This is a genomic window from Nostoc sp. DSM 114161 (genome assembly GCF_052692665.1).
Map to the genome: position 1 here is coordinate 462,403 of NZ_CP195141.1, position 19,942 is coordinate 482,344.

At 43.5% G+C, this 19,942-nt stretch carries 16 protein-coding genes; 9 read left to right on the forward strand and 7 right to left on the reverse strand.

Annotated features, from left to right (window positions below; all coding sequences use genetic code 11):
• Nucleotides 1-397 precede the first annotated feature (397 nt).
• The 3 genes from purL (at nucleotide 398) to NSTC745_RS02115 (ending at nucleotide 5,471) form a co-directional block, all read left to right on the forward strand.
• On the forward strand, nucleotides 398-2,824 hold the full coding sequence (gene purL / locus NSTC745_RS02105) for a phosphoribosylformylglycinamidine synthase subunit PurL (RefSeq protein WP_445635677.1): 2,427 nt from the start codon (nucleotides 398-400) through the stop codon (nucleotides 2,822-2,824).
• Nucleotides 2,825-3,260: 436 nt separating this feature from the next.
• Nucleotides 3,261-4,766 carry an amidophosphoribosyltransferase gene (gene purF, locus NSTC745_RS02110; RefSeq protein WP_445635678.1) on the forward strand — a complete coding sequence of 502 codons (1,506 nt, stop codon included), beginning with the start codon at nucleotides 3,261-3,263 and terminating at the stop codon, nucleotides 4,764-4,766.
• Nucleotides 4,767-4,904: 138 nt separating this feature from the next.
• The gene (locus NSTC745_RS02115) at nucleotides 4,905-5,471 is read left to right on the forward strand and encodes a Uma2 family endonuclease (RefSeq protein WP_445635679.1); all 567 of its coding nucleotides are present in this window, start codon (nucleotides 4,905-4,907) and stop codon (nucleotides 5,469-5,471) included.
• 77 nt (nucleotides 5,472-5,548) lie between these two features.
• On the opposite strand, the gene NSTC745_RS02120 is transcribed toward NSTC745_RS02115, so the two are convergent.
• The 3 genes from NSTC745_RS02120 to NSTC745_RS02130 all read right to left on the reverse strand — a co-directional run bounded on the left by NSTC745_RS02120 (nucleotide 5,549) and on the right by NSTC745_RS02130 (nucleotide 7,707).
• Nucleotides 5,549-5,830 carry a hypothetical protein gene (locus tag NSTC745_RS02120; protein WP_445635680.1) on the reverse strand — a complete coding sequence of 94 codons (282 nt, stop codon included), beginning with the start codon at nucleotides 5,828-5,830 and terminating at the stop codon, nucleotides 5,549-5,551.
• Between the two features lie 130 nt (nucleotides 5,831-5,960).
• Nucleotides 5,961-7,010 carry an ABC transporter permease gene (locus NSTC745_RS02125; protein WP_096536819.1) on the reverse strand — a complete coding sequence of 350 codons (1,050 nt, stop codon included), beginning with the start codon at nucleotides 7,008-7,010 and terminating at the stop codon, nucleotides 5,961-5,963.
• A gap of 178 nt (nucleotides 7,011-7,188) precedes the next feature.
• Nucleotides 7,189-7,707 carry an adenine phosphoribosyltransferase gene (locus tag NSTC745_RS02130; RefSeq protein ID WP_445635681.1) on the reverse strand — a complete coding sequence of 173 codons (519 nt, stop codon included), beginning with the start codon at nucleotides 7,705-7,707 and terminating at the stop codon, nucleotides 7,189-7,191.
• 453 nt (nucleotides 7,708-8,160) lie between these two features.
• On the opposite strand from NSTC745_RS02130, the gene NSTC745_RS02135 reads away from it, so the two are divergent.
• Nucleotides 8,161-8,787: a DUF3038 domain-containing protein gene (locus tag NSTC745_RS02135; protein ID WP_096536817.1), complete on the forward strand. Its 627-nt coding sequence runs from the start codon at nucleotides 8,161-8,163 to the stop codon at nucleotides 8,785-8,787.
• On the forward strand, nucleotides 8,784-10,235 hold the full coding sequence (locus NSTC745_RS02140) for a DUF4335 domain-containing protein (RefSeq protein ID WP_445635682.1): 1,452 nt from the start codon (nucleotides 8,784-8,786) through the stop codon (nucleotides 10,233-10,235). The genes NSTC745_RS02135 and NSTC745_RS02140 overlap by 4 nt, the downstream gene beginning before the upstream one ends.
• Nucleotides 10,236-10,362: 127 nt before the next feature.
• On the opposite strand, the gene NSTC745_RS02145 is transcribed toward NSTC745_RS02140, so the two are convergent.
• The 4 genes from NSTC745_RS02145 to NSTC745_RS02160 all read right to left on the reverse strand — a co-directional run bounded on the left by NSTC745_RS02145 (nucleotide 10,363) and on the right by NSTC745_RS02160 (nucleotide 15,223).
• A complete protein-coding gene (locus NSTC745_RS02145) occupies nucleotides 10,363-12,633 on the reverse strand; it encodes a transglycosylase domain-containing protein (RefSeq protein ID WP_445635683.1) in 2,271 nt (756 codons plus the stop codon).
• Between the two features lie 392 nt (nucleotides 12,634-13,025).
• Entirely contained in the window at nucleotides 13,026-13,787 is a 762-nt protein-coding gene (locus tag NSTC745_RS02150) for a hypothetical protein (protein WP_445635684.1), read from the reverse strand.
• Nucleotides 13,788-13,986: 199 nt separating this feature from the next.
• The gene (lspA, locus tag NSTC745_RS02155; RefSeq protein ID WP_096536813.1) at nucleotides 13,987-14,463 is read right to left on the reverse strand and encodes a signal peptidase II; all 477 of its coding nucleotides are present in this window, start codon (nucleotides 14,461-14,463) and stop codon (nucleotides 13,987-13,989) included.
• Nucleotides 14,464-14,635: 172 nt separating this feature from the next.
• Nucleotides 14,636-15,223 (reverse strand): biotin transporter BioY, encoded by a 588-nt coding sequence (locus NSTC745_RS02160; RefSeq protein ID WP_096536812.1) that lies wholly within the window; start codon nucleotides 15,221-15,223, stop codon nucleotides 14,636-14,638.
• A 463-nt stretch (nucleotides 15,224-15,686) separates the two neighbouring features.
• On the opposite strand from NSTC745_RS02160, the gene NSTC745_RS02165 reads away from it, so the two are divergent.
• The 4 genes from NSTC745_RS02165 (at nucleotide 15,687) to pstB (ending at nucleotide 19,679) form a co-directional block, all read left to right on the forward strand.
• Nucleotides 15,687-16,763, forward strand: coding sequence for a PstS family phosphate ABC transporter substrate-binding protein (locus tag NSTC745_RS02165; RefSeq protein ID WP_445635685.1), 1,077 nt, complete (start codon nucleotides 15,687-15,689; stop codon nucleotides 16,761-16,763).
• A gap of 207 nt (nucleotides 16,764-16,970) precedes the next feature.
• Nucleotides 16,971-17,912, forward strand: a complete 942-nt coding sequence (pstC, locus tag NSTC745_RS02170; protein WP_445635686.1) for a phosphate ABC transporter permease subunit PstC — start codon at nucleotides 16,971-16,973, stop codon at nucleotides 17,910-17,912.
• Nucleotides 17,909-18,835 (forward strand): phosphate ABC transporter permease PstA, encoded by a 927-nt coding sequence (gene pstA, locus NSTC745_RS02175; RefSeq protein WP_445635687.1) that lies wholly within the window; start codon nucleotides 17,909-17,911, stop codon nucleotides 18,833-18,835. Before pstC ends, pstA begins: the two co-directional genes overlap by 4 nt.
• A gap of 40 nt (nucleotides 18,836-18,875) precedes the next feature.
• Nucleotides 18,876-19,679: a phosphate ABC transporter ATP-binding protein PstB gene (pstB, locus tag NSTC745_RS02180; protein ID WP_096536808.1), complete on the forward strand. Its 804-nt coding sequence runs from the start codon at nucleotides 18,876-18,878 to the stop codon at nucleotides 19,677-19,679.
• Nucleotides 19,680-19,942 lie beyond the last annotated feature (263 nt).

Below are 19,942 nucleotides of genomic sequence, written 5' to 3' on the forward strand. Positions count from 1 at the left end.
GTCTGCTGCTGTTGAAGTCAATTAAGCACAATGAAATTCCAAAGATTAAACCCGTATTTGGCAGGTGCGTAGGCTTAGCCCGCCGCAGGCATCGCGACTTACAAATTCTCTATGCCTTCAATTAATGGCTCGTCTTGCAGGCTGATAGCATTTCCAGATTATGGAAATCACCTACGCAAGTTACAGGAAAATAAAATTTTATGCCTTTATAACTAACAGTATAATTACTAGTATTTCAGTATTTATTACGATGTATTTGACTTATTACAAATATTTGTTAAATAAATTTCTGTATTCAGTTAATCTTTAGTATTTAGCTATGAACTACTTTAGAACTACACCTAGAGGGCAAGTAAATCGATAGAATAATGCTCTGTACAATTGATGCATTATTTCCATGACTGCCACATCTCCTGCTCCCTTTTCCCCCGAAGAAATCGCCACTGAAGGTATAAAGCCAGAAGAATACGCAGAAATTGTGCGTCGTTTAGGGCGTCATCCCAACAAAGCCGAACTGGGAATGTTTGGGGTAATGTGGTCAGAGCATTGCTGTTATAAAAATTCTCGACCTTTACTCAAACAATTTCCTACCGAAGGTCGCCGCATTCTCGTGGGACCTGGTGAAAATGCTGGTGTTGTAGATTTAGGTGACGGACTGCAACTAGCCTTTAAGATAGAATCTCACAACCACCCCTCAGCAGTCGAACCCTTTCAAGGAGCAGCAACCGGAGTAGGAGGTATTCTCAGGGATATCTTTACAATGGGTGCGCGTCCCATTGCCATCTTAAACTCGCTACGTTTTGGTTCCCTAGAAGATGCTAAAACCCAAAGGTTATTTACTGGTGTAGTATCGGGGATTTCTCATTATGGTAATTGTGTGGGAGTACCTACCGTTGGTGGTGAAGTTTACTTTGATACTGCTTACTCTGGTAATCCCCTAGTGAATGTGATGGCGTTGGGATTAATGGAAACCCCAGAAATTGTCAAATCTGGGGCATCTGGTTTAGGAAACCCTGTGTTGTATGTTGGTTCGACCACCGGGCGCGACGGTATGGGGGGTGCGAGTTTTGCCAGTGCAGAATTGACCGAACAGTCAATGGATGACCGTCCTGCTGTGCAAGTAGGCGACCCATTTTTGGAAAAGTCGTTAATTGAAGCTTGTCTAGAAGCTTTTAAAACAGGCGCAGTTGTCGCCGCCCAGGATATGGGAGCAGCGGGAATCACCTGTTCTACATCAGAGATGGCGGCAAAAGGTGGTGTGGGAATTGAACTCGATTTAGATAAAATTCCCGTCCGGGAGCTAGGGATGGTTCCCTATGAATACTTGCTTTCAGAATCTCAAGAACGGATGCTGTTTGTTGCTCACAAGGGAAGAGAACAGGAGTTAATAGACATTTTTCACCGTTGGGGACTTCATGCTGTTGTTGCTGGTACAGTGATTGCCCAACCTATTGTGCGAATTCTCTATCAAGGTAAAGTAGCAGCAGAGATTCCCGCTGAAGCTTTGGCAGAAAATACCCCGCTTTATCAACGGGATTTATTGGCAGAACCACCAGAATATGCACGTAAGGCTTGGGAATGGACTGCTAATTCTTTGCCTGCTTGTACAATTGCAGGAATCGAACTCCAAGGACACCTGCTAAGTTGGAATGATATTCTCTTAACTTTGCTTGATACACCGACGATCGCTTCTAAAAATTGGGTATATCGTCAGTACGACCATCAAGTACAAAACAATACCGTAATTCTACCAGGTGGTGCAGATGCGGCTGTTATTCGTTTGCGTCCACTGGAAGAGGCAGGGGAGCAGGGGAGCAGGGGAGCAGGGGAGGAAAATGCCCAAAGCGCAGTTGCAGCCACCGTAGACTGCAATTCTCGTTATGTTTATCTCGATCCCTATGAAGGAGCTAAGGCAGTGGTGGCGGAAGCCGCACGCAACTTGAGTTGTGTTGGTGCCGAACCTCTGGCGGTAACAGATAACCTCAATTTTGGCTCTCCAGAAAAACCAATTGGTTATTGGCAATTAGCAGAAGCTTGTCGCGGTTTAGCAGAAGGTTGTCGAGAACTAGCAACACCAGTTACAGGTGGAAATGTCTCTTTGTATAATGAAACCCTTGATTCCCAAGGTACTCCCCAACCAATTTATCCCACTCCTGTTGTGGGTATGGTGGGCTTGATTCCTGATATCACCAAAATTTGTGGTCAAGGTTGGCAAACAGCAGGCGATGTGATTTACCTTCTGGGATTGCCTTTAACATCCCAACTCAGTTTGGGAGCATCTGAGTATTTAGCCACCATCCACGGTATTGTGGCCGGAAAACCGCCACAAATAGATTTTGACTTAGAACGTCGGGTACAGCAAGTTTGTCGTGATGGAATCCGTAATGGTTGGGTACGTTCTGCTCACGATTGTGCTGAGGGAGGAATAGCGATCGCCTTAGCAGAATGTTGCATTTCTGGCAACCTGGGCGCCCAAATCAATTTAGAAATAACACCAACTCAATTAAATCACGGCAGTTCCTCCACTTGGGGAGACCCCAAGACCACACTGCCTCGTCTAGACGAGATACTGTTTGCCGAAGGTGGGAGCCGAATTTTAGTTTCCATAACGCCAGAACACCAAGAACTTTGGGAATCATACTTACAGGAACATCTGGGTCAACAGTGGCAAAAACTCGGCATAGTCGGTAATTTCGAGACAGGTTTGGGGGTTTTAACCACTGACAATCAACCCTTAATCAAAGTTAATATTGAACATATGAGCGATCGTTATTCTCAGGCGATCGTCAGGCGTCTCGCCATCCACACCACGACTCCCAGTTGAAGCAGTTAGGAGTGAAATGAGAAAAGTTAAGAGTTGAGAGTCAGGAGTTAAGAATAAAAAGCCTAACTTTGAACTCCTAACTCCTGTACACAGGCGATTAATTGCGTCTCTACTCCTAATTTATTAATCTTTGTGAACAGAATTACGGTACTGTTTTAATGGATGGTTAAAGATTTATTAAGAACTCTGCGACTATCTATCGACATAATCTCAGTGACTCAACTACCAGATTTTAGATTTTAGATTTTGGATTGAGAGTACTTTTTCTAGTTAATGTATCATCCGTCTTCAGCAGGTTCAATAAATCTCAAATTATCTACCCGTATTCCTTCTAGGGTGCGGTCAATCCAAAAGACGCTCGCAGACTCGCTAACACTTGGCTATCGTAAATCTAAAATTCCAAATTGACTGACCCCCCACCAGGAGCAAAGCTAGCATGACTTCTATTCATTCTGTCACTTCGGATGAATACCCCGACCAGACCAACAACCCAATTAATAGTTATGAAAATCATCCCGACAAGCCAGAAGAAGCTTGCGGTGTTTTCGGTATTTACGCACCAGGAGAAAACGTTGCTAAACTAAGCTACTTTGGATTGTATGCCCTCCAACACCGGGGTCAAGAATCAGCTGGTATTGCCACCTTTGAGGGTACGAAAGTCCATCTGCACAAAGATATGGGCTTGGTGTCTCAAGTATTCAACGAATCGGTCTTAGAACAGTTACCTGGTAGTCATGCTATTGGTCACACTCGTTATTCGACTACAGGTTCTAGCCGCAAAGTTAACGCTCAACCGGCTGTCATTAAAACTCGCTTGGGTTCGTTAGCACTTGCACATAATGGGAATTTAGTCAATACAGTGCAATTGCGTCAAGAGTTGCTGGAGAACAAATGCAACTTAATTACCACAACAGACTCAGAAATGATTGCTTTTGCGATCGCTCAAGCCATCGATGCGGGTGCTGATTGGCTTGAAGGTGCAATTGAGGCGTTTCATCGCTGCCAAGGAGCTTTTAGCTTAGTTATTGGCACTCCGAGTGGCGTTATGGGCGTGCGCGACCCCAATGGCATTCGTCCGCTGGTAATTGGGACTTTAGCTGGTAATCCAGTGCGTTATGTTTTGGCTTCGGAAACCTGTGGTTTAGACATCATTGGAGCCGAATATCTGCGGGATGTAGAACCTGGTGAATTAGTTTGGATTACTGAAGAAGGTTTAGCTTCCTATCACTGGAGTCAACAGCCCCAGCGGAAATTGTGTATTTTTGAAATGATTTACTTTGCCCGCCCCGATAGCGTTATGCATAACGAGAGCTTGTACAGCTACCGGATGCGATTAGGGCGGCAACTAGCGAAAGAATCTGCTGTAGAAGCTGATATTGTCTTTGGCGTTCCTGATTCTGGCATCCCTGCTGCCATTGGATTTTCCCAAGCTTCTGGTGTCATGTACATGGAAGGACTGATTAAAAATCGCTACGTCGGGCGAACCTTTATTCAACCAACCCAAACCATGCGCGAATCGGGTATCCGCATGAAACTCAATCCCCTAAAAGATGTGTTGGTTGGCAAAAGAGTAATTATTGTAGATGATTCGATTGTGCGCGGTACCACCAGTCGGAAACTAGTCAAAACTTTGCGTGAGGCGGGTGCAATAGAAGTACATATGCGAATTTCTTCTCCACCAGTCACTCATCCTTGCTTCTATGGCATCGATACTGATTCTCAAGACCAGCTAATTGCTGCCACCAAATCAGTAGAAGAGATTGCCAAGCAACTGGAAGTAGATAGCCTCGCTTATCTCAGCTGGGAAGGAATGCTAACAGCAACAGGAGAAGACACCAATAGTTTTTGTTCTGCCTGCTTTACTGGAGATTATCCAGTAGCCATTCCTGAGCAAGTCAAGCGTTCTAAGTTGATTTTGGAAAAAGAAAAGGTAGTAGTGTAGGGACTGGGGACACTTCGGCAAGCTTCAGTGCATCGCTGGGGACTGGGGACTGGGGAGATGGCAAGAGAATTTCACCCCGCCCAATGTCCCATACCGACTCTAGGTAAAATAGTTGAATACCTTAACAGATAATGATTTATGAACCAGCCGATATCTGAAAGAGTGCGCTGGACTACCGCCGACTTAGAATTGTTTCCAGATAACGGGAACCGCTATGAGATTATTGACGGAGAATTGTTTGTGACCAGAGCGCCTCACTGGAATCATCAAAAAGCCTGTGTCAGAATTATTGCTCCTTTGGATACGTGGTCACAAGCCACTTCATTGGGACAGGTTGTACCTGCTCCAGGAGTAATTTTTGGGGAAAATGATAATGTAATTCCTGATGTAGTCTGGGTTAGTAATGAAAGATTGCCTTTACTTTTAGACGAGGCAGGACATTTGACTGGTGCGCCAGAACTAGTGGTAGAGGTACTATCTCTTGGTAGTGACAACGAAAAACGGGATAAGGAACTTAAACTGAAGCTCTATTCTTCAAGGGGAGTGAGAGAATATTGGATTGTGGATTGGCACAAGCAACAAGTGGAAGTTTATCGGCGCGAGCAAGGGAGTTTAAAGTTAGTGGCAACATTGTTCAATAGCGATGAACTAAATTCACCGATGTTGCCTAATTTTACTTGTGCGATCGCCTCTTTATTTACTTAACATATTCGTTTTTTCTGAGATTAAGCGTGCAAAGGTATTGAATAAGCTGGTTTTTCTCAAGATGGCAAAATTAGTTTTCAACTATGTTGTAAAAACTCGACTTTGGGCAATAACGGGTCACTTACAATCCCTACACCTGTAAAACCCCAGCGTTTGAGCAAACTTCCCAACTGTGTACCCGGAATCGATTCTATTGCAAAACGATTTGCCACTTCTGCTGCATGGGTGTTCAGATAACTAAGAGCATCAAAGTTTTCCCGAAACAATAATAGATAACCTGATGCATCAGCATTGGGACGAGCTGTCAGGTAACGACCATCACTTTTTGAGCGCACTAGGTAATAAACTTCGGACAACATGGAAGGAATAGGGGACAAGGGGACAAGGGGACAAGGAGAATAACTGCTCAGTCAACAGTCAACAGTTAACAGTCAACATTCCCCATGCCCAATGACTAATGACTAATGACTAATGACTAATGACTAATAACTAATTCAGATTTTCTAAACGAATACGTGGGTCGGCTACTTTAAGCATTAAGTCAGCAATTAAGTTACCGACTATTAGCAAAACTGCACTCATGACTAAACTAGCCATGACCAGATACAAATCTTGAGACATGACAGCTTGTAAAGTTAATCGTCCCAAACCAGGCCAGTTGAAGAATTGTTCGGCAATGAACGCCCCACTTAATAAACTAGCTAACTCGAAGCCTAATAGAGTAATTAAAGGGTTTACAGCGTTGCGGAGAGCGTGAACATATATTACGCGGTTTTCTGGTAATCCTTTAGCACGAGCGGTTTGGATGTAATCTTGACGCAGAACATCTAACAATTCTCCGCGAGTGATGCGTTGTAAACCAGCAAAACTAGTAATTGAGAGGGCGATTGTAGGTAAAATCATGTGCCAGCCAATATCGAGGATTTTGCCAAACCAATTCAGTTCCGAGTGATTGATGCTAGTCATACCACCCACTGGGAACAACGGCGAGGTGATTTGGGCAAAGAAAAGCAGCACTAAAACGGTGATGAAACTGGGAAATCCTTGCCCAGCGTAACTAACGACTTGTAAAACGCGGTCAGCCCAGCGATTTTGCTTGATGGCGGCGATGATGCCCAAGGGAATGGCGATCGCCCAAGTTACAATCAAAGAAGCGATCGCTAACAGTAAGGTTGCCGGGACTCGTTCCCATAACAGCGATACTACTGACCGTTTATAAGAAAAACTCGGCCCAAAATCGCCTTTCGATACAATATTCCACAACCAAAGCCAAAATTGTTCCACCCAAGACTTATTTAAGCCCCAAAATTCCCGTAAAGCCTTAATTTGGTCTCTAGATTTTTTGGGATCTGCTTCTAATTGCGTGACAAAATCTCCCGGAGCAAGTTGCATAACTAGAAAAGACAGCGCCGACGCTAAAAACAAAGTTAATAATGCCTGCAACAGCCGCTTCATGACGTATATAAAAGTTTCACTTGTGACTAGCCTAATCAGCCAATCCCAACCCGTTGCTAAAGAAATTTTTGCTGTAGATGTCATAACAATTTGTTTAGTTGTTGCTTTGGGGAGATGGGGAGACTTGTACTGAGCGAAGCCGAAGTATGAGGAGATGGGGAGACAAGGGAGACAAGAGAGACAAGAAGAATAATTCATAATCGATGCCCTGCTTGTCCTGCTTGACTAATGACAAATGACCAATGACTAATGACAAATTAGATTAATATTCAACCAAAGAAATAATCGGCACATTTGGCAAATGTCTGCGTCCTTCTAAGTCTCGTAGCTCGATAATAAACCCAAACCCTACTAGTTTGCAGCCAATCTTCTGTACCAAGTTAGCTGTTGCACTGGCAGTTCCACCGGTGGCAATCAAATCGTCTACAATCAAAACCCGGCTACCCTCGTGTAAAGCATCTTGATGTACTTCTAGGCAGTCTGTACCATACTCTAGTTGATACTCAATCGAGTGAACTGCTGATGGTAACTTACCTCTTTTGCGGACGGGAATAAAACCAGCTCCTAGTTTATAAGCCAGAGGTGAGCCAAAAATGAATCCCCTCGACTCCATACCAATGACATAATCCACCGTCATCTCAGCTTCTATACATTTTTGTGTTAAAAAGTCAATAGTATAGCGTAGTCCCTCTGGATCGCGCAGCAGGGTAGTAATATCCCGAAATAAAATTCCAGGTTTGGGGAAATCTGGGATGTCACGGATCAGAGACTTCAAATCCATAGAATGGGGAGGGGGGAATGGGGAATAGGTACGGGGGATAGGAAGAGGACAAGGGAAAGGGAAAGGGTTAAGGGGAAAAGGGGAAAGATTAAATTTATTCCTTTTCCCTTTTCCCTTTAACCTTTTCCCCTGCCCAACGCCCAATTCCAGATACGTGAAAAATCGTACACTATAATGTCATACGCTGGGCGTGGAGGCTAAAGCTTCACCCTTGATTGACGATAAGTAGAAACTAAATCAAGCTAGAAAAGGTATAGGGCTAATAAATGAGGTGAATTAAGTGATGTTTTAAAGTTTTGAATTTAATATAGGGAATCCTTTGAGTAGAAAGAGTTAAGTAATGTATATATCGGGTAGTCATGACTCCTGCCACAAGTCTAATGTTCAAGTCTTGGCTACTTATCTTAAATTTGTTTTACCTAGTCTATCAGAAGCGCACAAGGTATTTATAGAATGAATGTTTCTGCAAGTTTAACGCCGTTGAAAAGTCCAACTCAAGATTCACTGCCGATGATTCTGGACACTTTACCAGATCCTGCGATCGCCGGACAAACATGTCCTCGAAGAACTCGGTTGCAAATTGACCTGATTTTACTCGCTATTGAAGCTCTAGAGCTTGGTGGTTCTGAAGCAATCCTGGCTTTTGCTCAAGAATTAGATCTTAAAGGAATTGTCAAAGATCGGGTAAATTTATGGCGGATGCGTAGCTCTAACCCGCTACGCAGAGCGCACATCCGCCGTCCCCTAACTATTATGGAAGCTAAAGCTTTGGTAGTTATTGCTTGTTACATAGCGCGGCGTTTAACTGTTGTGATTCGGCAGTTATTAATGTTATGTCAACAGATGGAAGAAAAGCAGATTCCCCTAGAACAGAATTTGCGGCTATCTAATTACCTGGAGCGGTTTAGAGCGCATTTTAAGAGCCGGATGAATGCTCGACGTTCCGGTGTGCTGGCATTAACTTCCGATGAAAAATTAGATGAATTAGCGATAAATTTGTTAGGGCAATTACTATTTTGTACTGGTACGGCTGGAATGCAGCGGTTTTGGATTAGTCTGTTTGATGGTGAAGTGGAATGAATATTCAACGTAAGTACAGTTTGCCTAATTGTACACTGCTTTTAGAAGGGTTAAGTGATGTCACTAGGGCTGCACAGTTCCAAGAACTGCGCCCAGAATTATCTATATTGGTAAATGCCGAATGTTATTTATCTGGATATAATCAACCTTTAACTGGAGGACGGGAGTTTTTTGAAAGTTTGGTGAGGGCAGTTAGTGGCTATGCCCAAGAATTTTTAAGTAATGTACCTAATCCCCAAGCCCACAATCATGAATCAGAGTTAGTAGAGTTTCAAAAAATAGACAGCAACCGACATCGGTTAATTGTACATTCAGAAGGGGCACCAGAGGGTTTCGAGTCTCAACCAAGCCATGCTAAACGCCCGCCAATTGAAATAGACTTGAGTACGGTGCAGTTGTTTGATTTGGTAGAAGCGGTAGATCAGTTTTTTGCTGACAGCCAAACTTTACCAGAACTTTCCCTAGAACTACAGCCAGTCACCAGACGCTATGGTGGTGCTAGTCAAGCTTTAATCAGACAGGCGGTTCCAGCTGCTGTGGGAGTATCAAGTTTAGCAGTAGCAGCGATCGCTTTTAACTTGATTCCACCTCCGCAAATTCGTCCGCCACAGCCTCAGCCAGATGGGCAAACTAGCTCAACAACCAAAAACCTGACTCCTTCAGCATCAACCGATCCAACTCCTACGTCGGCTGCGACGCCGATAGCTGCTGCGACTCCCACACCAACACCTGCAACTACTACCAAGCCAGCAGTTAAAGATTTAGAAGCACTTTTAAATACAGTTTCGGAAATTACCGATCCATCCCAACTGCGAGCCTTAAATCGCCAAGTGTATAATCAAATTCATCCAGCTTGGACTAATCGATCGGGATTGCAACAGGATTTGATCTATCGCTTAGGTGTAGCTGCGGATGGAGCGATCGTTGGTTATAAAGCGGTAAATCAAGAAGCAAATCAAGGAGTAGAGCAAACTCCTCTACCTAATTTACTTTACAACCCTGCTAACCGCGCTCCCATTTCCAATGAACCCATCGCCCAATTCCGAGTAGTATTTACTACAAACGGTGTCCTACAAGTCAGTCCTTGGCGCGGATATGCTAGAACCCCAGAGGTGGTAGGCACAAGAATTACTGACTCTAATATAGTCAAAGATTTAAATCAAAAACTTTATAATACAGTTCGCCAAGCTTGGAGCGGCACGCCTACATTTACGCGAGATTTAAAATATCGGGTAGCGGTTAACAAAGATGGTGTAATTGCTGACTACGAACCGCTCAACCAAGTCGCCTTTGACTACTTCCGAGAGACACCACTTCCGCAGATGTTTAACGCTATCTACGGTTCCAATGTAGCACCCCCCAATAACAAAGAACCTCTTGCCCACTTTCAAGTGATATTCAAACCTAATGGCAAATTAGAAATCAGTCCTTGGCAGGGATATCAGTAATTGGGGACTGGGGACTGGTGACTGAGGATTGGGTATTGGGGAAAGGGCAAGGGGCAAAGGGAAAAGAAAGATCCCTTTTTTTCCTTTTCCCTTTTGCCTTGACGAAGCCATCTTCCCAGTCCCCAACTTACCTTGTAATCCGCCGCATATAATTTCCCCATAACTGAGCTGCTTGAGCGCTGCTGCCAGATGTGGGGGAATTATTGTCGTTTCCCAGCCAAACACCAGTCACAAGCCGGCGACTGGGAATAAAACCTATAAACCATAAGTCAACGTTTTTATCAGTTGTGCCTGTTTTACCAGCTTCCCCCAATCCAATGGAGGCACTACGACCAGTACCTCTGCTGATTACACCGCGCATTAAACTAGTCATTTCATCGGCGACACCATTTTGCAAAACTCTTTTGTTGGCGTCTGGATCTTGGTCGAAGGAATAGATGACACGGCAAGTTTTTAAATCGTTGCGATCGCGGCAATCACCACTATCTAAAATACGATTAATGGCGTGGGGAGGATTCCACACGCCGCGATTGCCAATAGCCCCAAAAGCACCAGTCATTTCCAAAACATTAACTACACTTTGACCCAGTACCAACCCAGGAACCGGATCGAGAGAGGACTTTACCCCCAAACGCTGGGCCATAGCCACCACTTTATCCAGCCCAACTTCTCTGGCAACTCGCAAAGCGATGGGATTTTCCGAAAGAGCCAGCCCAGTGGCAATATCTAAACTAGCGTCTGCACCAGCACGACAGGGTTTGTAAGTGAAGCCTTGCCAATTTAAAGGAGCGCAAGAATAAGTATTAGATGGTGAAATTCCCTTTTCAATAGCGGCAGTATAAGCAAAGATTTTGAAAGTGGAACCTGGTTGTCTTTTAGCTTGGGTTGCCCGATTGAACTGACTTTTTTTGTAATCAGTTCCCCCTACCATTGCCAGGATACTACCGGTACTGGAGTCAAGGGTAACCATTGCCCCTTGAGAAAAGTTAAAACTTGCACCAGCGTTATTTACTGAATTACGCAATGCCGCTTCTGCTTGGCTTTGGATGGCTGGATCGAGCTTGGTTTCGATGATATAGTTGCCTTCTCTTGCTGCTCCCTCCCCCAAGATTGATTCCAACTCAGAGAAAACGTAATTGTAAAAGTAAGGAGCAATGGTTTTGGCTTGCTGTTCGCAAACTTTTGGACTAACTTGAACAGTCGAGCGTCTCGCTCGATTAGCGTCTTCTGCTTTGATTTTGCCCATCTCCACCAGCCGCTTAATCACACGATTCCGGTATTCGGCAGTTTCTAGCTTATTTGGGCCATCCCCGCAAAAATCGAAAGCGTTGGGAGCTGGTAAAATTCCTACCAATGTTGCAGCTTCGGACAAACTTAAATCTTTAGCTGGCTTTTCAAAGTAATACTTGGCTGCATCTTCAAATCCAGAGGTATCCCCACCCAAAAAAACGCGATTTAAGTACATCAGCAAAATGTCATCTTTGCTGTAAAACGTTTCTAGCTTCAAGGCGACAATTGCCTCCCGCAATTTCCGCCCCAGGGTGTCCTGTCTGCCTACATAATCGCGGAATAAGCTGCGGGCGACTTGCTGGGTAACTGTACTGGCTCCTTGTTGGACATCTCCGCTGCGGCTGTTAATCAATACGGCTCGCAAAATTCCCAACGGATCAACCCCAAAGTGCCAATAATAACGGCTATCTTCGGAAGCAACTACAGCAGCAGGCAAATAAGGGCCAAATTCTTCTAATCGCTTCATGTCCACGTGAGAAGTAGTCCGAGGCTCTCTCAGGGGGGTACTCCCATCACGGGCATAAACAACTACTGGGGCGCGTGTAGTTGTGGGTAGGGGCCTGACTGAAAATTTTAGCCATTCCACGCCAATCACCAACGCGAACAGGGCACTGACACCGCCGATACCATAACCCGTCCAAGTTGCAGCTTTGATATACCAAGGTGGCGGATCGACGTATTGCAATCTTACAGAAGCGGCAAGTTCTGGCGGCCCCAAGGTGAGAATATCGCCATGACGCAATTCCAGGGAATTTACACGACGCTTGCCACGATAGATGCCATTGGTGGAATTTTCGTCTTTGATGACGAAAACTGGTGTGCGCTGAGTGGAATTGCGCGATAGCGATAGGTGAATTTGGCTGACAACAGGGTTACGAATGACGATATCGCAGGATTTGGAGCTACGACCGAGAACATAGCGATCGCCCAACAGTGGATATACCTCTGCTTTATCCGCCCCCGCATCCTGCACCCAGAGTTCCGGCACTTTGGCATTAGGCTTGAGCGCCAATTTGGAAAAATCAACCCTAGCTTGAATTGTATGTACTGCTTGAGTCAGTTGACCTAGTAAAGTTTGTGGCTTGTGAGGGGGTTGGGGAGAACTCATCGGCTATTTACATCACACTTTTTAGTGAAGAATCGGGCGAACTACAACTTAGATGTTAATCTTCCATCATTTTACTCATAAGCCAAAGCATAAATTGGCTAGATGATTTTTTGGATTCATTTTATACCTAAACATTTTTCCGAACTAAGCTTAGATTGTAATTTTTATTGCTTGTTTCATAACTGATAATTTTGTCTATCAAGCCTAAAAGCTTTATCCGATACTGTTTTAAATTTTAACTGACTACAATCATTTTTTATAAACTTGTATTTCTTAACACTAAATACTCATAAGCAACAAATTTTATTTTTACTAGTTTTACATATCAACATATTTTGAAACAAACCTAAATATCCTCTTTTAGGAAGATTTTCTAAATCTTATTGTCTGTTTTAATAGTGCGAGTGTTCCGTTGAGGTTAATTTCAGAATGATGGGAAAATCTCTGACCCTGATTGGTACAGCTCTATCTTTGGCACTTTCCACTAATATTGCTGTAGCTGAATCCAGTAAATCCCCCATAGCCCAATCCAGTAGCGACTCCTCCACTAGTGCACCAACGGAAATCAAAATGTCGCCAGAAGGTATGAAAATTCTGTGCGAATATTTCCCCCTTAACTCCCGCTGTAGTGGTGGTACGGCAGCTACGCCTACTGCTCCCGGTAGCACTACAGTTCCAGCAGAAACCACACCATCGGAAACCACTACTCCCGATAGCACAACCACACCAGGAAACGCCACTCCGTCCGGTTCTGGCACTCCTGATAGCACCACCACAACTCCAGCACCAGGAGCCACCCCTTCTGACTCTGGCGCTCCTAGCAATACCCCTTCTGAGTCTGGCACTCCTAGCAATATAGCTCCAATACCAGGAAGTGGTACTCCTTCTGACTCTGGTACTCCTAGCAATACAACTCCAACACCAGGAAGTACTACTCCTTCTGAGTCTGGCACTCCTAGCAATACCCCTTCTGAGTCCGGCACTCCTAGCAATATAGCTCCAATACCAGGAAGCGGTACTCCTTCTGACTCTGGCACTCCCAGAAATATAACTCCAGCACCAGGAAGTGGCACTCCTTCTGATGGAGCTTCTGAACCAACTCCTAGCTCTCCTAGTTCAGTTCCAGGTTCTAGCTCCCCCAATACTCCTGCCACAGGCAACTAAATTTAGATCTGCATATTGATTTGCCGTTAGCGATCGCTGTAGATCTTGACAACTTACACCAGTTGTAGTAATTGGTGTAAGTTACGAAATTAAATAACTCAAACCCAAAAATCAAGTTGTTCCCATATATGACTGACAAAGGGTTTGCACAATCTATAGCCTGGGATGAACCATCCCAGGCTTAATAGTTTAATCTGACCTGCCCGTTGAAGTTGGTGTTTTTTGCAACGAGGCAATTAGCAGGCAAACAATACCGATACTAATAAATGAATCTGCCACATTAAATACAGCAAAGTTAATTAGACGAAAATCTAGAAAATCAACCACATAGCCTAAAACAAAGCGATCGATGCCATTGCCCATAGCTCCGCCTAAAATCAAGCCATAGCCTAGCTGATCCCACAGATTTAACGTTGGGCCAAACAATGCCAGTCCTATTAATACTAAACTTACTCCTAAAGATAACCAGCGCAACCATTCTACTTTCCCACTTAACAGACTAAAAGCCGCACCAGTATTAGTGACGTAAGTCAAGTGAAATATCCCAGGTAAAAGTGGTACTGTTTGCTCCAAACTGAAGGTTTGCACCACCCAGTATTTTGTTATTTGGTCTAAGAAAAAAGCTATGAAGGCAGAAATCCAAAAAAGGCGATTTTTTAAACGCATGGCAAATTAGGCATGGGGCATGGGGCATGGGGCACTTGTACTGAGCGACTTGTGCCGAGCGTACCTTGAGGGGAAGCAAGGCTGGGCGTAGCATCTCGTAGAGAAGTCGAGGTAAGTCGGAGTATTGGGCATTGAAAAAAAGGACTAATGACTAATGACCAATGACTAATGACTAATAAAACATTAAGTGACGCAATACATATGCTATTACAGTGACGGCACAGACTACAGTTAGTTGGCCTGGCAGTACAAACCAAGAATATCTGAGAATTGCTTGCATTAAAGGTAGATTTTCTGTGCCTTTCCACTGAAAAAGATAGCTAATAATCAAATAACTAATACCGCAAAGGTGGAGAGTTAACAACCCACAGATGCAACTAAAAGCGAGGGTTTCTAGTCGCGGTCTAGCTTTAAATGCAAAGAAACCACAAATCCAAGCTCCAGGAATAAAGCCCAGCAAATAGCCAAACTGAGATAGCTTGACATAGCCAATACCACCACCATCGGCGAATACTGGCAATAAGGTTAACCCCATGACTAAGTAGGCAATTTGCGAGAGCGCACCAGCATTTTTACCCCCCAAACAACCCACGAGGAGTACTGCACCAACTTGAAAAGTTACACCTAATGAAAAAGTCTGAATTCCATGCTGACTCCAACTCCAAGGTGAAGTGATGCCATAAGCTTCTAGGAAGGTGCCACCCATTGTCAGGAGTAAGCCAATCATAGACCATAGTAATTGGTTGGAAGCAGCAAACATTTATCAGACAACCAAGGAAAGGCAAAAGGGAAAACCAATAGCAACCAGTATAAACATTAATATATGAACTTTCCCACTTTAGCTATGGCTATACCTCTTTGCAGAACCAAAAAAGTATGTAAGGGTTCCGATCTCTCAGTAGAATACGTAAACTTAAACCTGTATCTGATTGATATCTGATTGCTAATATATAGCCCTAAATTAATTTCAAAATGTGTAGATTCCAATAAATATTTCTAGCTTACCCAAATAATTTCTATTTAGTTTATTTACTGTAAGATAATAGTATAATTTAAATCACCTTTTAAATTATTACTGATGGATAAATGTGCCTTTGCTGACTTCAATTTTTAGTGTTTTTGAGTATGTATTAGCATTGACTTAACCGGTTGTTAACTTTTCTGTCAATCTTAAATGCTAATGTTCATACTGTTAATCCATAGCATCATCTATAAAGATCCTTATGTTCTCTTCAAAGGTGCGGTTGGTTGCTCCCCTAGTTGCTTTGGCAATTGGTGTTAGCTCTTGCGGCGGCGAAAACAATCAGGCTTCTAACAACTCTAGCCCAGGAACTCAAGGCGGCGCTACCCCAGCCACCAATACAGCAACCGGATCGAATTTATCTGGAAAAGTCAAGGTAGATGGTTCTAGTACCGTCTATCCTATTTCTGAGGCGATGGCAGAAGAGTTTCAAAAGGCGAATCCTGGTGTCCAAGTGACTGTCGCTTCTTCTGGTACAGGCGGCGGTTTCAAAAAGTTTTGCGCGGGTGAAACTGATATTTCTAATGCTTCCCGCCCCATTAAGCCAGAGGAAGTAGAACTCTGTAAAAAAGGTAATATCGAGTACATTGAACTGCCCATCGCTTACGATGGTCTCTCAGTGGTGGTTAGTCCCCAAAATAAGTTTGTTGAGTGCCTCAAAGTTGATGAACTCAAGAAAATGTGGGAGACTGCTGCTCAAGGCAAAGTCACTCAATGGAACCAGATTAATCCGAAATTCCCTGCTGAGAAAATAGGTTTGTACGGCCCTGGAACTGATTCGGGTACTTATGACTATTTCACCCAAGCAATTGTGGGTAAGCAAGGAGAAAGCCGCGGGGACTACACTGCTAGTGAAGATGACAATACCTTGGTACAAGGTGTAAGCGCTGACAAAGGCGGTTTAGCCTTCTTTGGCTTTGCCTATTACGAAAACAACAAAGACAAATTAAAGCTTGTTGGTATTGATGGTGGTAAAGGCTGCGTTCAACCTAGCCCTACAACTATCGCAGATGGTACTTATCAGCCACTTTCTCGCCCAGAATTTATCTATGTCAAGAAAACTGCGGCGACGCGTCCTGAAGTCAAGGCTTTTGTTGATTTCAATTATGCGTCAGCTAACCAAAAGCTAGTTACAGAAGTGGGCTATGTGCCTTTACCTAGCGAACTACTGACTGAAGTTCAAGCACGCTTCAGTAGTGGGAAGGTAGGCTCGATTTTTGCAGGTAAAGGTTCTCAAGTGGGTGTTACCCTTAAAGATCTTCTCAAGCAAGAAAAGTAAGAGTTAGCCAGAAGAATTTCGCTCTAAGCACAATTTTAAGACTCGCCTTGGTAGCTGGAATTAGCGATCGATCGCACTCAGAGTCAGCAAGCTTGATTTAAGCCTGACTTGTGTTGAAAGTTTAGCTAAATTTCCAGCCCAAGGCAATTTTCCCAAAAAGCAACGCACGTAAATAAAGGAAGTTTGAATTTATGAGGTTGTCTCCAAATGACTTCCAACCCGTTATCTAATCAACCAAATAATGCCAACTTATGGCAGCCTAATCGGGCTTTGAGTAAGCGGATTGAATTTGGTGTCAAAAGTTTATTTGCCTTATTTGCCTTTGTCTCGGTAGCAACCACAATTGGTATTGTTTTAACACTAATTTTTGAAACAGTATCATTTTTTTCGGAAGTTCCCATCTGGCGGTTTTTAACAGAGACACAGTGGACGCCATTGTTTGCCAATAAGCAATTTGGAGTGATGGTGCTGATTAGCGCCACATTGCTCATATCTATAATTGCGATCGCAGTAGCATTACCACTGGGGTTATTAGCAGCTATCTGCTTGAGTGAGTATGCTCCAGCTAAGCTTCGCAAATGGCTCAAGCCAGCCCTAGAAATTTTGGCAGGGGTGCCAACCGTTGTTTTTGGTTACTTTGCACTGTTAACAGTGACACCCTTCCTACAAAAATTCATCCCCGGTATGCAAGGATTCAATGCCTTGAGTGCAGGTTTAGTACTGGGAATTTCGATTATTCCTCTGGTAGCTTCTCTGAGTGAAGATGCTCTTTACGCAGTTCCCCGTAGTTTGCGAGAAGGTGCTTATGCACTTGGCTCAACGAAAAGGGAAACAATTGTTTCTGTGGTATTACCGGCAGCTTTATCTGGGATAGTAGCTTCTTTCATTTTGGCTATTTCCCGCGCCATCGGTGAAACAATGATTGTTACCATTGCAGCTGGTCAGAATCCTCAGTTGACCTTAAATCCGTTAGTGCCAATTGAGACAATGACAGCGTACATTGTCCAAGTCAGTAAAGGAGACACACCAGCAGGTTCGTTGGCCTATAAAACTATTTTTTCAGTGGGCATGACATTATTTCTCATGACCTTGGCACTGAATATTTTTAGTTACTGGTTTGTCCGCCGCTTCCGGGAGAAATACGAATGACGAAAAGTAATATTCAATCGAAAAATCGGTTTGACTCTGGTGCCAACTTCGATCTATCAATCGATAAGCGTTACAACCTCGACAAAATTTTTGCGATCGCCACTTGGGCTGCAACTTTATTTGCGTTGGTAGTATTAGCAGTTTTGCTGATTGATATTTTAACTGATGGTGTTGGGCGTTTGAATTGGTCTTTTCTCACCAGTTTTTCTTCTCGCCGTGCTTCTTCTTCTGGGATATTAGCTCCCTTAGTTGGTACTATCTGGTTGTTGGTAATAACGGCTTTAATCTCCTTTCCTTTAGGAGTAGGTGCAGGGATTTTCTTGGAAGAATATGCTAAAGATAACTGGTTTACTCAATTAATTGAAATCAACATTGCAAACTTAGCTGCTGTACCATCTATTATTTATGGCTTGCTGGGGTTGCAAATTTTTGTGCGGGTGATGGAACCAATTACTCAAGGACGCAGTGTATTAGCTGGTGCTTTAACCTTGAGCTTATTGATTTTACCAATCATCATTATTACCACTCGTGAAGCTTTGCGTTCTGTTCCTGATAGCTTGCGGCAAGCGGGTTTTGCCCTTGGTGCGAACAGGTGGGAAATCATCAGAGAACAAATTTTTCCCATTGCTTTGCCAGGTATATTGACTGGTACAATTTTGGCACTTTCCAGAGCGATCGGCGAAACAGCCCCGTTGATTGTAATTGGTGCTGTAGGGTTTATTACCTTCTTGCCTGAGCTTTCTTTAAAAGGCTTGCAAAGTTCTTTTACAGCATTACCAATTCAAATTTTTGACTGGGTTTCTCGTCCTCAAACAGATTTCCACCAGAATGCTGCTGCTGGCATTATCGTTTTGATGGTCGTGCTGCTTTTGATGAATTCAACAGCAATATATTTACGTAATAAATTCCAGCAGTCTCGCTAAACGAGCCAGTCACATTTTCAGTATTTCTCTGAAGTTTTTTATGGTATTAAACTCAACAACTGCTACATCTGAGACTATATTGCAAGCTGAACAATTATCTGTTTTCTATGGTAATTTCAAAGCAGTTCGTGATGTTAATCTAAACATTGGTAAAAACAAAATCACAGCTTTTATTGGCCCTTCTGGATGTGGTAAAAGCACTGTATTAAGATGTTTTAATCGCTTAAATGACTTGATTCCCGGCGCACGCATTGAGGGAAGAATTACCTTTGGTGAAACTGATATTTATGACAAAAGAATTGACACCGTAGAATTGCGTCGGCGCATTGGTATGGTGTTTCAAAAGCCGAACCCTTTTCCAAAATCAATTTATGAAAACATCGCCTTTGGAGCTAGGATTAATGGCTACAGAGGTAATATGGATGAATTGGTAGAGCGGAGTTTGCGCCAAGCTGCTTTGTGGGATGAAGTGAAGCACAAACTCAAACAAAGCGGTCTATCTATATCTGGCGGACAACAGCAGCGCTTGTGTATTGCTCGTGCCTTAGCAATTCAACCAGAGGTGTTGCTAATGGATGAACCATGCTCAGCCCTTGACCCAATTTCAACTTTGCGGGTTGAAGAATTACTTCAAGAACTAAAGTCTCAATATACGATTATTATCGTCACCCACAATATGCAACAGGCTGCACGGGTGTCGGATATGACAGCCTTTTTCAATGCACAGGCAACGGAAAGTGGCTCCAAAATGGGATATCTGGTGGAATATGACTTGACAGAGCAGATTTTTAACAATCCTAAGCAGGAATATACCAGAGATTACGTCAGCGGCAGATTCGGATAAATATTTTGACTCGTTGATTTAAGAAGATAGTTTAGGATACTAATTTCGAGTGCAAAATTCGACCAAGTTGTAGTTTTTGATATTCCCTACGGCTATAAGCTGGGGGATTTTTGCTTTACGGTGTAGAAAACGAATTTATCCTTGCCAAGAATTTTGGCCGCGTACCCCACGGCTAAAAACCCTAGAAGGAAAATTCGGTGCGTTATAGCAACGCCTAACGCACCCGACAATTTAAGGTTTACTTTATAAATCATCTCTTAAAT

What these genes read in the sequence shown, in the direction of transcription:
- purL (WP_445635677.1), top strand. Translation starts at nt 398, where the DNA reads ATGACTGCCACATCTCCTGCTCCCTTTTCCCCCGAAGAAATCGCCACT.
- purF (WP_445635678.1), top strand. Translation starts at nt 3,261, where the DNA reads ATGACTTCTATTCATTCTGTCACTTCGGATGAATACCCCGACCAGACC.
- NSTC745_RS02115 (WP_445635679.1), top strand. Translation starts at nt 4,905, where the DNA reads ATGAACCAGCCGATATCTGAAAGAGTGCGCTGGACTACCGCCGACTTA.
- NSTC745_RS02120 (WP_445635680.1), bottom strand. Translation starts at nt 5,830, where the DNA reads ATGTTGTCCGAAGTTTATTACCTAGTGCGCTCAAAAAGTGATGGTCGT.
- NSTC745_RS02125 (WP_096536819.1), bottom strand. Translation starts at nt 7,010, where the DNA reads ATGACATCTACAGCAAAAATTTCTTTAGCAACGGGTTGGGATTGGCTG.
- NSTC745_RS02130 (WP_445635681.1), bottom strand. Translation starts at nt 7,707, where the DNA reads ATGGATTTGAAGTCTCTGATCCGTGACATCCCAGATTTCCCCAAACCT.
- NSTC745_RS02135 (WP_096536817.1), top strand. Translation starts at nt 8,161, where the DNA reads ATGAATGTTTCTGCAAGTTTAACGCCGTTGAAAAGTCCAACTCAAGAT.
- NSTC745_RS02140 (WP_445635682.1), top strand. Translation starts at nt 8,784, where the DNA reads ATGAATATTCAACGTAAGTACAGTTTGCCTAATTGTACACTGCTTTTA.
- NSTC745_RS02145 (WP_445635683.1), bottom strand. Translation starts at nt 12,633, where the DNA reads ATGAGTTCTCCCCAACCCCCTCACAAGCCACAAACTTTACTAGGTCAA.
- lspA (WP_096536813.1), bottom strand. Translation starts at nt 14,463, where the DNA reads ATGCGTTTAAAAAATCGCCTTTTTTGGATTTCTGCCTTCATAGCTTTT.
- NSTC745_RS02160 (WP_096536812.1), bottom strand. Translation starts at nt 15,223, where the DNA reads ATGTTTGCTGCTTCCAACCAATTACTATGGTCTATGATTGGCTTACTC.
- NSTC745_RS02165 (WP_445635685.1), top strand. Translation starts at nt 15,687, where the DNA reads ATGTTCTCTTCAAAGGTGCGGTTGGTTGCTCCCCTAGTTGCTTTGGCA.
- pstC (WP_445635686.1), top strand. Translation starts at nt 16,971, where the DNA reads ATGACTTCCAACCCGTTATCTAATCAACCAAATAATGCCAACTTATGG.
- pstA (WP_445635687.1), top strand. Translation starts at nt 17,909, where the DNA reads ATGACGAAAAGTAATATTCAATCGAAAAATCGGTTTGACTCTGGTGCC.
- pstB (WP_096536808.1), top strand. Translation starts at nt 18,876, where the DNA reads ATGGTATTAAACTCAACAACTGCTACATCTGAGACTATATTGCAAGCT.